We start from the raw sequence: 13,113 nt of genomic DNA, 5'->3' as shown, positions 1-13,113 counted from the left end.
GCGGTCCGGTGCCATCGTCGGAGCATGACCACACCGGCGGTGGAGGTGAGCGGACTCGTCGTCGAGCGCGGCGGCCGCACCGTGCTGGACGGCCTCGACCTCGAGATCCCTCGAGGCCGCGTCACGGGGCTGCTGGGGCCGAGCGGCTGCGGCAAGTCCACGCTCATCCGGTCGATCGCAGGCGTCCAGGTGGTGTCCTCCGGCTCGGTCACGGTGCTGGGCGAGCCGGCGGGCTCGGCCGTGAACCGGCGCCGCGTGGCCTACATGACCCAGGCGAGCTCGGTCTATCCCGACCTCACCGTCGAGCAGAACCTCGCCTACTTCGCGGCGCTGTCCTCGGTGGGGCGCGACCGTGTCCAGGCCGTGCTGTCCGCCGTCGACCTCGGCACGCAGCGCGGCAGTCTGACCCGCGAGCTCTCGGGCGGGCAGCGGGCGCGCGTCTCGCTGGCGGCGGCGCTCATCGCCGAGCCCGAGGTGTGCCTGCTCGACGAGCCCACGGTGGGCCTCGACCCCGTGCTGCGGCGCGACCTGTGGCGGCTGTTCGCCGGCCTGGCCGAGTCGGGCGTGACCCTGCTGGTCTCGAGCCACGTGATGGACGAGGCCGACCGGTGCGACGTCGTGCTGCTCATGCGCGAGGGCGCGATGATCGCGCAGGACTCCCCCGCCGGCCTGCGTGCGGCGACCGGGACGGCCGACATCGAGTCGGCCTTCCTCGCCCTGGCCGAGGGAGGAGCCGCGTGAGGGGCGCGACCGCGACGGCCCAGCGGGTGCTGGCGCAGCTGCGGCACGATCCCCGCAGCATCGTCATGCTGCTGTTCCTGCCGTCGATCCTGCTGGCGCTGTTCCGCTACGTGTTCGACCAGCAGCCGCAGGTGTTCGCGCGGGTCGGTCCGCAGATGCTGGCCCTGTTCCCCTTCATCCTGATGTTCCTCATCACGAGCGTGACGATGGTGCGCGAGCGGATCTCCGGCACGCTCGAGCGGCTGCTGACGACGCCGCTGCGGCGCGGCGAGCTGATCGGCGGCTACGGCGTCGCGTTCGGGATGGTGGCGCTGGCGCAGTCGGCGATCAGCCTTGTGGTGGCGCAGTGGCTGCTCGACCTCGGTCTCGACCGGCCGTGGGAGGCGCTGGTCTTCGCGATCCTCGGCTCGGTGGTCGGCACGGCGCTGGGCCTCTTGGCGTCGGCGTTCGCGCGCACCGAGTTCCAGGCCGTGCAGTTCATGCCGCTCGTGATCATCCCGCAGATCCTCGTGTGCGGACTGCTCGTGCCGGTGGACGCGATGCCCGAGGTGCTGCAGTGGCTGTCCGTCGTCATGCCGCTGACCTACGCGACCGACGCCTTCTCGTCCCTTGCGGCCGGCGAGGCCGCCTCGGAGCGGGTGACCGACCTCGTCGTGCTGATCGGGTTCGCGGTCGGCTCGATCGCGCTGGCCTCCCTCACCCTGCGCCGCCGCACCCCCTGACGCCGAGTGGCGCGAACCGGGGTCGCGAGTGGCGCAGAAACGCCCGCCACTCGTCGAGTGGCGGGCGGAAATGCGCCACTCGCGGAGAGGGGGACGGGCGCGGCGGTGTTCAGCGGGCGGCGAGCGCGATGCCGAGCAGCAGGCAGCCGACGAACGAGGCGGGCACGAGCCACAGCACGCCGAAGAAGAGGGTCACGGTCGTGCCGACCTTCGGCGGGAAGAACCAGCGGGCGCGGGGCAGGTCGGCCGCGTCCTGGAGGACCCCCGGACCGAGCCCGAAGCCGCGCCACAGCGCCTTGAGCCGGGAGAACACGCGCGGACCGCCGGCGGTGCCGGCCAGCTGGCCCAGCACGAGGCGCGCCTCGCCCACGTCGTCGCTCATCGCCACCGCGATGCCGAGCTCGGTGGCGAGCTGCTGCTCGTCCTCCACGGCCGCGATGATCCGCGAGCGTCGCCAGGCGAACGCCCCGGACGCGAGGGCTCCGACCCCCGCGATGAGACCCGCCAGCACGACCAGCCAGGTGTCCTCGGCGAGGAGGCTGATGATCGCCAGGCCCGCGAGGAACGGCCACGACACGACCATGATCGCGAGGCTGGGCCAGCGCAGCAGCCGCACGCCGAGCCGCAGCGCCTGCGCCGCACGCTCCGCCGCGACCTCGGTCTGGCCGTCCACCCGCGCCGTGAAGCCGCCGACCGCCGCGTTCACCCGTCGTCCCGTCCTGCCGATGCCCATGCCTCCAGCCTAGGGAGGACCCCCGCGCGCCCCGAGATTTACTCCATTCTCGACCTTTCAAGCCGTCTGAAACGTCGAAATCGGAGCAAATCTCGAGTGGGCGGCAGACCGGACGAACTAGTGGCTTAACTCACAGTTAAAACCTTGTTACGATGACGCACCACCGTTCCGTTCCGTGCACTCCCACCCGCACGGAGCTCGTCCTTTCGAAAGGCTCATCGTGACCCGTACTCCTGCTGTGGCGCGCCGTCTGGCCGTGCCCCTCTCCGCCACGCTGATCGCCGGCATGGCCGGCGCGCTGACGATGGCCGGCGCCGGCACGGCGAACGCCGCCGACGTCCGACTGTCGAAGACCTTCACGTACAACTGCGGCGTCACCGCGGGCCCGCTCGACCTCGGCCGGCACGACCTCGGCGTGGCCATCTCCACGACCGTGCCCACGTCGGTCCGCGCCGGCCAGACGATCCCGGCTCGACCCGTGAACATCACGCTGACGCTCCCCGAGGACCTCCGCGCCGCCACGGCCGGCCTCCTCCAGGGCCGCGAGGCCGCCGGAGCCAGCACCGACGCCTCCCTCACCCTGACCACGGGCGGCCGCAGCACCGCGGTGCGCATCCCGAGCCTGGCCGCCCCGCGGACCCCGGTCCCGCAGAACGTCGGCGACAAGTGGACCATCCCCGCCACCGGCACCGTCCCGGCGATCAAGGCGCCCGCGAACACCAAGCACACCGTCGCGCTCGGCGTGCCGAAGTCGTTCACGATCGCCGCCACGATCTACCGCGCCGACGAGAGCACGGTCCCGTCGAGCCTCACGTGCACCGGCCCGTCCAACCTGGCCCTCGGCTCGATCAAGGTCCCCAACCGGGCACCGGTCGTCAGCAAGAAGACGGTCAAGGTCGTCACGAAGCAGAAGAAGGCCAAGGCCTTCATCCTGCGCGCCCGTGACGCCGACGGCGACCGCCTGACCTACAAGGTCGGCAAGGTCAGCAAGAAGGCCGGCAAGGTCAGCGGCAAGGGCCCGAAGTTCAAGTTCGTCCCGAAGAAGGGCTTCAAGGGCAAGACGGCGTTCTACGTGACCGTCCGCGACGGCTACGGCGGCAGCGCCAAGACGAAGGTCGTCGTCACCGTCAAGAAGTGACGCCACCCGCAGCATGACGCAGGGGCGAGGGCCGCGAGGCTCTCGCCCCTTCGCCTGTCCGGGCTACTTCAGGAACTTCGAGGTGGAGCGGTCCTTGAGGATCGTGCCGCCGGTCTGGCACGTGGGGCAGTACTGCAGCGAGGAGTCGGCGAAGACCACCTCGGCCACGGTGTCGCCGCAGACCTCGCACTTCTGCCCCGCGCGGCCGTGCACGCGCATCCGCTCGCGCTTGGCATCCTTCAGGTCGGCCGCGGGCTTGCCGTCGGCCGCCGCGACGGCCTCGGTGAGGACCGAGGTGACGGCCTCCTCCAGCCGGCCGATCTCCTCGTCGTCGAGCTTCTCGGCGATCGCGAAGGGCGAGAGCCGCGCGGCGTGCAGGATCTCGTCGCTGTAGGCGTTGCCGATGCCGGCCACCACGCTCTGGTCGCGCAGCAGCCGCTTGACCTGCATCCGGCGCTGCAGCAGCGGGCGCAGCTCGAAGCCCGGCGCGAGCGGGTCGGGGCCGAGCCGCTCGATGCCGGGCACCTCGTGCGGGTCGCGCACGGCGTAGACGGCGAGGCCCTTGCGGGTGCCGGCCTCGGTGAGGTCGAACCCCTCGTGCGGTCCTGAGCCCCGGTCGACACGGAACCGCAGCGCGAGCGGCCCGCCCATCTTGACCCGGCTGTCGCCGAAGTGGTCGGACCAGCGCAGCCAGCCCGCCTTGGCCAGGTGGATCACGAGGTGCAGCCCGTCCACGTCGATGTCGATGAACTTGCCGTGCCGCGTGACCCCGGTGACGGTGAGCCCGGCGAACGACGAGACCGGAGGGTCGTAGGTCTTGAGCACGGCGAACGACGCCGGCTCGATCTCGACCACGACCGCGCCGTCGAGCTGGGCCTGCAGCCAGTGGACGAGGGCCTCCACCTCGGGCATCTCGGGCATAGACGTCAGCGTACGAGGATCAGCCGACGAACGTCAGCCACAGCAGCACCAGGTTCAGCGCCACGATCGCCCCGGCCGCGAGGGCGGCGAGCACCGTGGTGGCGCGCCGGTTGACGAACTCGCCCATGATCGATCGCCGCGAGGTCAGCCAGACCAGCGGCACCACCGCGAACGGGATGCCCATCGACAGCACGACCTGCGACACCACGAGGGCCCGCGTGGGGTCGATGCCCAGCAGCAGCACGATCACGGCGGGGACGAGCGTGACGAGGCGCCGGGTGACGGGCTTGAGCGACCACGGCGTCAGCGCGCGCATGACCTCGGCGCCCGCGGCACTGCCGACCGAGGTCGACGAGATGCCCGAGCCCAGCAGCGCGACCGCGAACAGCAGCGCGACACCCGCGCCGATCTCGCTGGTGATGAGCTCGTGCGCGCCGGCGATCGTGTCGGTGCCCGGGAGTCCCTGCAGGTTCGCCGCGGCCATGAGCAGCAGGCCGAGGTTGAGCATGCCCGCGAGGATGAGTGCCAGCACGACGTCGATCCGGGTGGCGGCCAGGAGGTCGCGCACCGACGAGCTCTCCCCGCGCGCGCCGAGGCGGTCGGCCGTCAGGCTCGAGTGCAGGTAGACGGCGTGCGGCATGACGGTGGCGCCGACGATGCCCGAGGCCAGCAGCACGCTCTCGGCACCGTCGAAGCGCGGCACGAGTCCCTGTGCGACCTCGGCCGCGACGGGCGGACCGACGACGAGTCCGGCGAGGAAGCCCACCGCGATCAGCAGCAGGAAGCCGACGATGACCCGCTCGAGCGCGCCCTGGCCACGGCGGTCGCCGATCGCGAGCACCAGCATCGCGACGAGGGCCGTCAGCACGGCGCCCAGCGGCAGCGGCACGCCGAACAGCAGGTGGAACGCGATCGCGCCGCCGATGACCTCGGCCAGGTCGGTGGCGATCGCGATCCCCTCGGCCTGGAGCCAGTACGCGAAGCGCGTGCGGACGCCGACGCGGTCGCCCACCTGGCCCGCCAGCGAGCGCCGGGTGACCAGGCCGAGCTTGGCCGAGAGGTACTGGATGAGCACGGCCATGAGGTTGGCCAGCACGATCACCCAGACGAGGGTGTAGCCGAACTGGGCGCCGGCGGTGAGGTTCGTGGCGACGTTGCCGGGATCGACGTACGCGATCGCAGCGATGAACGCCGGCCCCAGCAGCGTGAGCCGGCGCCGCAGGACCTGGGTCACTCGACCCGCAGGTCCTGGTACTCGGTGTGCTTCTCGACGAATCGCTTGATGTAGCTGCAGTGGATGCGGGCCTTCTTGCCGCGCGCCCGCACGTCGTCGAGCGCGAAGGTCACGAGCTGGCTGGCCAGGCCCTGGCCCTCGAAGCGCTCGTCGATGATCGTGTGCGGGAAGACGACGACGTCGCCCTCCTCGCGAGCCTCGGTGAAGCCGGCGCGCTCGCCGTCGACCGCGATCTCGTACCGCTGCTCCGCTGCGTTGTGGGTGATGTCGACCGTCATGGGAACGACCCTCCCACACTCGGTTTTCCCTTGCGCACCATGCGTGCCCGGCCGGCCGCGACGTTCGTCTCTTCGGGCCCGGTCCCGCCGCTCAGTCGCTACGGTGTCGGGTATGAAGATCAGCGTCATCGGCTGTGGCTACCTCGGCGCCGTCCACGCCGCGAGCATGGCGGAGCTGGGCCACGAGGTCGTCGGCGTCGACACCGACCTGGCGAAGATCGAGAGCCTGTCCGCCGGGCGGGCCCCGTTCTTCGAGCCGAACCTGCCCGAGCTGCTCGAGCGCACCCTGGCCAGCGGCCGGCTGTCGTTCACCACCGACTTCGCCGACGTCGCCGACGCGCAGGTGCACTTCCTGTGCGTCGGCACCCCGCAGAAGCGCGGCGAGTACGCGGCCGACCTGGCCTACGTCGACGGCGCGTTCACGAGCCTGCTGGAGGTCATCGCGCCGGGCGCGCTCGTCGCCGGCAAGTCCACCGTGCCCGTCGGCACGGCCGAGCGCCTCGCCGCCCAGCTGGCCGAGGTCCGGCCCGACGCGATGCTCGTGTGGAACCCCGAGTTCCTGCGCGAGGGCTTCGCGGTGAAGGACACGCTGCACCCCGACCGCCTGGTCTACGGCGTCCCCGACGGCGAGGCCGGCGAGCGCGCCACCGCGCTGCTCGACGAGGTCTACGCCGCGATCCTCGCCGAGGGCACGCCGCGCCTCACGATGGACCCGGCCACCGCCCAGCTGGTCAAGGTCGCCGCGAACTCGTTCCTGGCCACGAAGATCTCGTTCATCAACGCGATGGCCGAGCTGTGCGAGCGCACGGACGCCGACGTCACCGCCCTGGCCGACGCGATCGGCCTCGACGACCGCATCGGCCGCAAGTTCCTCAACGCCGGCCTCGGCTTCGGCGGCGGCTGCCTGCCCAAGGACATCCGCGCGTTCATGGCGCGCGCCGGCGAGCTCGGCGCCGACCAGACGCTGAGCTTCCTGGCCGAGGTCGACGCGATCAACACCCGCCGCCGGGTGCGCATGGTCGACCTCGCCCGCGAGGAGTGCGGCGGCTCGCTCATGGGCCGCACGGTCGCCGTGCTGGGCGCCTCGTTCAAGCCCGACAGCGACGACATCCGCGACTCGCCCGCCCTCAACGTGGCCGAGCAGCTGCGGCTGCAGGGTGCGAACGTGCGCGTCACCGACCCGGCCGCGCTGGGCAACGCGAAGTCGTCCTACCCGAACCTGCTCTACGTGGAGGACACCGAGGAGGCGCTCACCGGCGCCGACCTCGTGCTGCTGCTCACCGAGTGGCGCGAGTACCGCGAGCTCGATCCCGAGGCCGTCGGCGCGCTGGTGCGTCGCCGGGCCCTGCTCGACGGGCGCAACGCGGTCGACCCCGACCGCTGGCGCGCCGCCGGCTGGACCTACCGCGCCCTGGGCCGCCGGGCCTGAACCCACGACAGGGGGCCCGCAGCCATCGGCTGCGGGCCCCCTCTCGTGTCGGTCTCAGTCGATCTCGCGCTTGAGGATCTTGCCCGTCGCGGTCATCGGCAGCGCGTCGCGGAACTCCACGATGCGCGGGTACTTGTACTGGGCGAACTGGCCCTTGGCCCACTCGCGCAGCTCGGCCTCGGTGGTGGGATCGTCGGCGTTCTTGACCACGACCGCCTTGATCTCCTCGCCGTGCGACTCGTGCGGGACGCCGATGACGGCGACCAGCGAGACCGCCGGGTGCGTCATCAGCACCTCCTCGAGCTCGCGCGGGTACACGTTGTAGCCGCCGCGGATGATCATGTCCTTGCTGCGATCGACGATGTAGTAGTAGCCGTCGTCGTCCTTGCGGGCGAGGTCACCGGTGCGGAACCACTCGCCCTGGATCGCCTCGGCCGTGGCGGCGGGGCGGTTGTAGTAGCCCTTCATGATGCCGTGACCCTTGATCGCGATCTCGCCGATCGCCTCGGGGTCGTGCGGCACGTCGCTCCAGTCGTCGTTGATGAGCTTCATCTCGACGCCCTCGACCGGGCGGCCGATGGAGCCCACGCGGACCTCCTCGCCGCGGACGCCGAACGAGGCGACGGGCGACGTCTCGGAGAGGCCGTAGCCCTCCTGGATGACGATGCCGAACTTCTCCTGGAACTGACGGTGGATGTCGGCCGGGAGGGCGGCACCGCCGGCGGCCGCGGTGCGGATGCTCTTCGCGATCGCCTCGACGTCGATGCTGCCGTCGGACGCGGCGAGCGCCTGCAGCAGGCCCCAGTACATCGTGGGCACGCCGGCGAAGAACGTGATCTTCTCCTTGAGCAGCAGCGCCAAGGCGGCCTCGGGCTCGAACCGGGGCAGGTAGACGACCGTGCCGCCGTAGAGGAAGGCGCCGTTCTGGATCACGGTCTGGCCGAAGATGTGGAACAGCGGCAGCACCGCGAGATACGTGTCGGGGTCGTTCTCGTCGGCGCCGAACAGCGACGTGCCGAGGGCGGCGTTGGCGCGCAGGTTGCGGTGCATCAGCTCGGCGCCCTTGGGCTGGCCGGTGGTGCCGGACGTGTAGAGGATGACGGCGGTGTCGTCGTCGTCGCGCTCGACCGTGGTGAACTCGGGCGACTGCTGGGCCACGAGCGGGCCGTAGAACTCCGGCGGCTCCATGGGCTCGGGCGCGGCCGAGTCGAGCTTGATGAGGAAGAACTCGCGGCAGGCCTCGACCTCGTTGAAGCCGGCCCAGGCGCGGTCGCCGATCGGCAGGTCGGGGGTGCCCTCGAAGGCGATGAAGGCGACGGCGCCGGAGTCGTCGAGGTGGTACGCGACCTCGCGCTCGGACAGCAGGACGTTCAGCGGCACCACCGAGGCGCCGGCCTTGAGGATGCCGAAGTAGGCGATCGTGAAGTACGGCAGGTTCGGGATCGAGATCGCGACCTTGTCGCCGGGCTTGATCCCCCGCGAGACGAGCAGGTTGGCGACCTGGTTGGCGGCGCCGTTGACCTGCGCGTAGTTCAGGCGGGTGTCGCCGAAGACGATGGCGGTGCGCTCGGGGTACTTCGCGGTCGTGTCGTCGAGGATCGCGGCGAGGTTGGTCACGGTGCCTTCTTTCCGGGGGTGTGGCCTCAGTTACATCGTCACTGTAATCGAGGCGCCGCACCGCGAGAACACCGTGCCCACCGCTTCACCAGGTGAGGCCGGTGAGTCGCTCGTAGGCCTCGATGTAGCGCTCGCGCGTGCGCTCGACGATCTCGTCGGGCAGCCGCGGCGGAGGCGTGTCGGAGGCGCGGTCCCAGCCGGACTCCTCCGACGTGAGCCAGTCGCGCACGAACTGCTTGTCGTAGCTGGGCTGCGCCTGTCCGGGCACGTAGCGGTCGGCGGGCCAGAAGCGCGACGAGTCGGGCGTGAGCACCTCGTCGGCGAGCACGATCGTGCCGTCGGGACGGGCGCCGAACTCGAGCTTCGTGTCGGCCAGGATGATGCCGCGCTCGCGGGCGATCTCCTCGGCGCGGCCGTAGACGGCCAGGGTGAGGTCGCGGAGCCGCTCGGCCATCTCGGCGCCGACGGTCTCCACGACCGCCTCGAACGAGACGTTCTCGTCGTGGTCGCCGAGGTCGGCCTTCGTGGCCGGCGTGAAGATCGGGGTGTCCAGGCGCGAGCCGTCGACGAGGCCGTCAGGCAGCGGGATGCCGCACACCGCGCCGGTCTCGCGGTAGTCGGCCAGGCCCGAGCCGGTGAGGTAGCCGCGGGCGACGCACTCGACCGGGAACATGTCGAGCCGCTCGACGACGAGCGCACGGCCGGCCACCTCCGGCGGGACGTCGGTGCTGACGACGTGGTGGGGCACGAGGTCGGCCAGCTGGTCGAACCACCACAGGCTCATCCGGGTGAGGATCTCGCCCTTGTCGGGGATCCCCGGCTCGAGCAGGAAGTCGTAGGCGCTGACCCGGTCCGACGCGACCATCAGCAGGTGGTCGCCGTACGTGTACAGGTCGCGGACCTTGCCCGAGTGCAGGTGGGTGGCTCCGGGAATCTCCAGCGGCATGGGATCAGGCTAGTGGCCTGCCCGTCCGGGCGTTTCCGTGGCAGGCTGTGCCGGTGCCATCGACCCGGACCACGACCACGACGCTGCTCGTGTCGGCCCTCGTGGTCTACAGCGCGCAGGGGATGCTCGTCCCGGTCCTGGCGCCCGTCACCCGGCTGGTCGGGCTCGGCGAGGTCGACCTCGGCGCCGTCATGACGCTGTCCGCCGCGATGCTCGTGCTGACCGGACCGTGGTGGGGCCGCGAGGTCGACCGGGTCGGCGTCCACGCGGTCCTCGTGCGCGGCCTGCTGGTCGCCACGATCGGTGCCGCCGGCTTCGCCGCGATGACCGAGGTCGCCGTCCGGCAGGAGCTGCCGCGCTGGCTCGTGCTCACGGCCTTCGCGCTGACCCGGGGCGTGCTCTACGGCGTCGGCTTCGCCGCGGTCCCGGTCGCGGCGCTGACCTACCTCGCCTCGACGAGCGACGGCGCGACCGCGCGCACGAAGGCGATGGGCGCGTTCGGCGCGGTGCAGGGCATCTCGCTCGTCGTGGGTCCCGCGATCGGCGGCCTCGCGGCGATCGGCGGACTGCTGCTCCCGGTGCACCTCGCGCCCGTCCTCGTCGGAGCGACCCTCGTCGCGGTGTGGCTGCTGCCGGCGCCGGAGCGGCAGGAGCGTCCCGAGCGCGAGCGCCTCGGCTTCGGCGACCCGCGCGTGCTGCCCTACCTCGCGGCGGGTGCCGCGCTCTTCCTCGGCCTGGCCCTCGTCGAGATCATCCTCGGCTTCCTCGTGCAGGACCGTCTCGGCCTCACGAACACCGAGACCGCGGGCGTCGTCGCGGTCGCGGGCGTCGCGATCGGCATCGGCTTCGCGCTCACCCAGGCCGTCGTCGCGCCGCGCGTGTCCGGCGGACCGCGCGCGCTCATCGTGATCGGCAGCCTCGTCGCCGCGGGCGGGTACGCCCTGGCGATCGTCGCCACCACGCTCGGCGTGCTGCTGCCGGCACTCATGGTCATCGCGGCCGGACTCGGGCTCGCCGTCCCGGGCTACAACGCCGGCGCCACGCTCGTCGTCGAGCCGTCGGAGCACGCCGCCGTCGCCGGTCAGCTGTCCGCCACCGTGGGCCTCACCTACGTGATCGGGCCCGTCCTCGGCGCCGGTCTCTACGGCCTCAACGACCTCGCCCCGATCGTCGGTGCCGCGCTGCTGTCGGTGGTGGCGGCCGTCGTGGCTGCCGCGCGGGTCCGTCCCGTGGCACGATGACGCCATGGGCGTCGTGCATCCCGGATCCGAGCTGAACCCCACCAAGGCCGAGCTGCTGGAGGCGTGGCTGCCGAGCCGCGACTGGTGGCCGCAGGGTGCGGAGGTGCCCGCCTTCCAGGCGAACTTCCGCTTCGACGACCCCGAGGGCGAGGTCGGCATCGAGTCGTTCCTGCTGCCCGTGCGCGACGAGATCGTGCACGTGCCGCTGACCTACCGCGCGGCCCCGATCGACGGCCCCGAGCTGGTGGGCGAGATGGACCACTCGGCGCTGGGTCGCCGCTGGGTCTACGACGGCGCGACCGACCCGGTCTACCTCGCCGAGGCAGCCGCCGTGATCCGTGAGGGTCGCGGCGAGGTCACGATGCTGACGCCCGAGGGCGAGCCGATCCCGCGTCGCCGGTTCACTGCCGCCGTGCACGGCAGCGGCTCGGGCCACGGCGAGCTGCACGTCGCACGGGTCGTCGACGCCCACGCCCCCGCCGAGGCCTCGGGCATCCTCACGGCCACGTGGGCCGAGCACCCGGGCCCCGCGGTCCTGGCCTGGCTCGCCTGAGCCTGATCTCGATACTCCCCCGCAAGCGGGAGGTGCCCCCACCGCTCGTTCCTCGCGGGCACTCGATCACCGGCGGTCGAGTGGCTGACGAGCGCAGCGAGGCGCCGTATCGAGACCCCGGACTCAGAGGATGGCGCCGGGTGCGTAGGCCGCGGCGTCGGGGTGGCGCTGCAGGACGGCCTCGACCTGCGTGAGCACCTGCGCGACCTGCGAGACGGCCGCGCCGGTGAAGGCCAGCGGCTCGGCGACGAGGCGCTTCAGGTCGTCGGCCGTGAGCCCGAGCCGCTCGTCTGCGGCGAGGCGGTCGAACAGGTCGTTGTCGGCCGTGCCCTGCTCGCGCATCTCCAGCGCGACGGCGACCGCGTGCTCCTTGATCGCCTCGTGGGCCGACTCGCGGCCGACGCCGTGGCGCACCGCGGCCATGAGCACCTTGGTGGTGGCCAGGAACGGCAGGTAGCGGTCGAGCTCGCGCTGGACGACGGCCGGGAAGGCGCCGAACTCGTCGAGCACGGTCAGGAAGGTCTCGAACAGGCCGTCGGCGGCGTAGAACGCGTCGGGCAGCGCCACGCGACGCACGACCGAGCACGACACGTCGCCCTCGTTCCACTGGTCGCCCGACAGCTCGCCGACCATCGACGCGTAGCCGCGCAGGACGACCGCGAGACCGTTGACGCGCTCGCACGAGCGGGTGTTCATCTTGTGCGGCATCGCCGACGAGCCGACCTGGCCGGGCTTGAAGCCCTCCGTGACGAGCTCGTTGCCCGCCATGAGGCGGACCGTGAGGGCCAGGCTCGACGGCGCGGCGACCAGCTGCACGAGCGCACTGACGGCGTCGAAGTCCAGCGACCGCGGGTAGACCTGGCCGACGCTCGTGAACGTGCGGTCGAAGCCGAGGTGGGCGGCCACGCGCTGCTCGAGGTCGGCGAGCTTCGCCTCGTCGCCGCCGAGGAGGTCGAGCATGTCCTGGCCGGTGCCGACCGGGCCCTTGATGCCGCGCAGCGGGTAGCGCGCGATGAGCTGCTCGACGCGCTCGATGCCGACCAGCAGCTCGTCGGCGGTGGTGGCGAAGCGCTTGCCCAGCGTGGTGGCCTGGGCGGCGACGTTGTGGCTGCGACCAGCCATGACGAGCTCGGCGTGCTCACCGGCGAGGCGACCGAGGCGGGCCAGCGCGGCGATGGCGCGGTCGCGCACGAGCTCGAGCGAGGCACGCACCTGCAGCTGCTCGACGTTCTCGGTGAGGTCACGCGAGGTCATGCCCTTGTGGATGTGCTCGCTGCCGGCCAGCGACGCGAACTCCTCGATGCGGGCCTTGACGTCGTGGCGCGTGACGCGCTCGCGCGCGGCGATCGAGTCGAGGTCGACCTGGTCGACGACGGCCTCGTGCGCCTCGATGACGCCGTCGGGGGTCTCCACCCCGAGGTCGTGCTGGGCCTTCAGCACCGCGATCCACAGCTGCCGCTCGAGGACGATCTTGTGCTCGGGCGACCAGATGCGGGCCAGCTCGGCGGAGGCGTAGCGGGAGGCGAGGACGTTCGGAGTGGTCACCGGCCCATTGTCGCA

At 71.9% G+C, this 13,113-nt stretch carries 13 protein-coding genes; 6 read left to right on the top strand and 7 right to left on the bottom strand.

All coding sequences use genetic code 11. The features are described 5' to 3' along the window. Positions 1 to 24: 24 nt before the first annotated feature. Complete coding sequence (locus tag ACK99Q_RS05475; RefSeq protein ID WP_410185202.1) at positions 25 to 741, top strand: ABC transporter ATP-binding protein; 717 nt, start codon at positions 25 to 27, stop codon at positions 739 to 741. Then, positions 738 to 1,463 carry an ABC transporter permease gene (locus ACK99Q_RS05470; protein WP_410185201.1) on the top strand — a complete coding sequence of 242 codons (726 nt, stop codon included), beginning with the start codon at positions 738 to 740 and terminating at the stop codon, positions 1,461 to 1,463. The genes ACK99Q_RS05475 and ACK99Q_RS05470 overlap by 4 nt, the downstream gene beginning before the upstream one ends. A gap of 109 nt (positions 1,464 to 1,572) precedes the next feature. Here ACK99Q_RS05470 and ACK99Q_RS05465 read toward each other — a convergent pair whose 3' ends face one another. Further along, positions 1,573 to 2,196 (bottom strand): hypothetical protein, encoded by a 624-nt coding sequence (locus tag ACK99Q_RS05465; RefSeq protein WP_410185200.1) that lies wholly within the window; start codon positions 2,194 to 2,196, stop codon positions 1,573 to 1,575. Positions 2,197 to 2,416: 220 nt separating this feature from the next. On the opposite strand from ACK99Q_RS05465, the gene ACK99Q_RS05460 reads away from it, so the two are divergent. Beyond that, positions 2,417 to 3,334, top strand: a complete 918-nt coding sequence (locus ACK99Q_RS05460; protein ID WP_410185199.1) for a DUF6801 domain-containing protein — start codon at positions 2,417 to 2,419, stop codon at positions 3,332 to 3,334. A gap of 63 nt (positions 3,335 to 3,397) precedes the next feature. On the opposite strand, the gene ACK99Q_RS05455 is transcribed toward ACK99Q_RS05460, so the two are convergent. The 3 genes from ACK99Q_RS05455 to ACK99Q_RS05445 are packed head-to-tail and all read right to left on the bottom strand — an operon-like array spanning position 3,398 to position 5,767. Beyond that, positions 3,398 to 4,255 carry an Fpg/Nei family DNA glycosylase gene (locus ACK99Q_RS05455; protein ID WP_410185198.1) on the bottom strand — a complete coding sequence of 286 codons (858 nt, stop codon included), beginning with the start codon at positions 4,253 to 4,255 and terminating at the stop codon, positions 3,398 to 3,400. A 19-nt stretch (positions 4,256 to 4,274) separates the two neighbouring features. Next, on the bottom strand, positions 4,275 to 5,489 hold the full coding sequence (locus ACK99Q_RS05450; protein WP_410185197.1) for an Nramp family divalent metal transporter: 1,215 nt from the start codon (positions 5,487 to 5,489) through the stop codon (positions 4,275 to 4,277). After that, positions 5,486 to 5,767: a GNAT family N-acetyltransferase gene (locus ACK99Q_RS05445; protein WP_410185196.1), complete on the bottom strand. Its 282-nt coding sequence runs from the start codon at positions 5,765 to 5,767 to the stop codon at positions 5,486 to 5,488. Before ACK99Q_RS05445 ends, ACK99Q_RS05450 begins: the two co-directional genes overlap by 4 nt. A gap of 112 nt (positions 5,768 to 5,879) precedes the next feature. Between ACK99Q_RS05445 and ACK99Q_RS05440 the strand changes: the two genes are divergently transcribed. After that, positions 5,880 to 7,196, top strand: coding sequence for a UDP-glucose dehydrogenase family protein (locus tag ACK99Q_RS05440; RefSeq protein WP_410185195.1), 1,317 nt, complete (start codon positions 5,880 to 5,882; stop codon positions 7,194 to 7,196). Positions 7,197 to 7,250: 54 nt separating this feature from the next. Here ACK99Q_RS05440 and ACK99Q_RS05435 read toward each other — a convergent pair whose 3' ends face one another. After that, entirely contained in the window at positions 7,251 to 8,813 is a 1,563-nt protein-coding gene (locus ACK99Q_RS05435) for a long-chain-fatty-acid--CoA ligase (protein WP_410185194.1), read from the bottom strand. A gap of 85 nt (positions 8,814 to 8,898) precedes the next feature. Then, entirely contained in the window at positions 8,899 to 9,759 is an 861-nt protein-coding gene (locus ACK99Q_RS05430) for a phosphoribosylaminoimidazolesuccinocarboxamide synthase (RefSeq protein WP_410185193.1), read from the bottom strand. A gap of 53 nt (positions 9,760 to 9,812) precedes the next feature. On the opposite strand from ACK99Q_RS05430, the gene ACK99Q_RS05425 reads away from it, so the two are divergent. Together ACK99Q_RS05425 and ACK99Q_RS05420 are read left to right on the top strand one after the other, a co-directional pair. Beyond that, positions 9,813 to 11,000 (top strand): MFS transporter, encoded by a 1,188-nt coding sequence (locus ACK99Q_RS05425; RefSeq protein ID WP_410185192.1) that lies wholly within the window; start codon positions 9,813 to 9,815, stop codon positions 10,998 to 11,000. Positions 11,001 to 11,004: 4 nt separating this feature from the next. After that, positions 11,005 to 11,553, top strand: a complete 549-nt coding sequence (locus ACK99Q_RS05420; RefSeq protein ID WP_410185191.1) for a maltokinase N-terminal cap-like domain-containing protein — start codon at positions 11,005 to 11,007, stop codon at positions 11,551 to 11,553. Positions 11,554 to 11,676: 123 nt separating this feature from the next. On the opposite strand, the gene purB is transcribed toward ACK99Q_RS05420, so the two are convergent. After that, positions 11,677 to 13,098: an adenylosuccinate lyase gene (gene purB / locus ACK99Q_RS05415; RefSeq protein WP_410185190.1), complete on the bottom strand. Its 1,422-nt coding sequence runs from the start codon at positions 13,096 to 13,098 to the stop codon at positions 11,677 to 11,679. Positions 13,099 to 13,113 lie beyond the last annotated feature (15 nt).

This window comes from Aeromicrobium sp. MLTX1 (assembly GCF_046452335.1).
Classification (GTDB): domain Bacteria; phylum Actinomycetota; class Actinomycetes; order Propionibacteriales; family Nocardioidaceae; genus Aeromicrobium.
The sequence above is the reverse complement of the archived record's forward strand: the minus strand, read 5'-3'. Positions and strand labels throughout refer to the sequence as shown.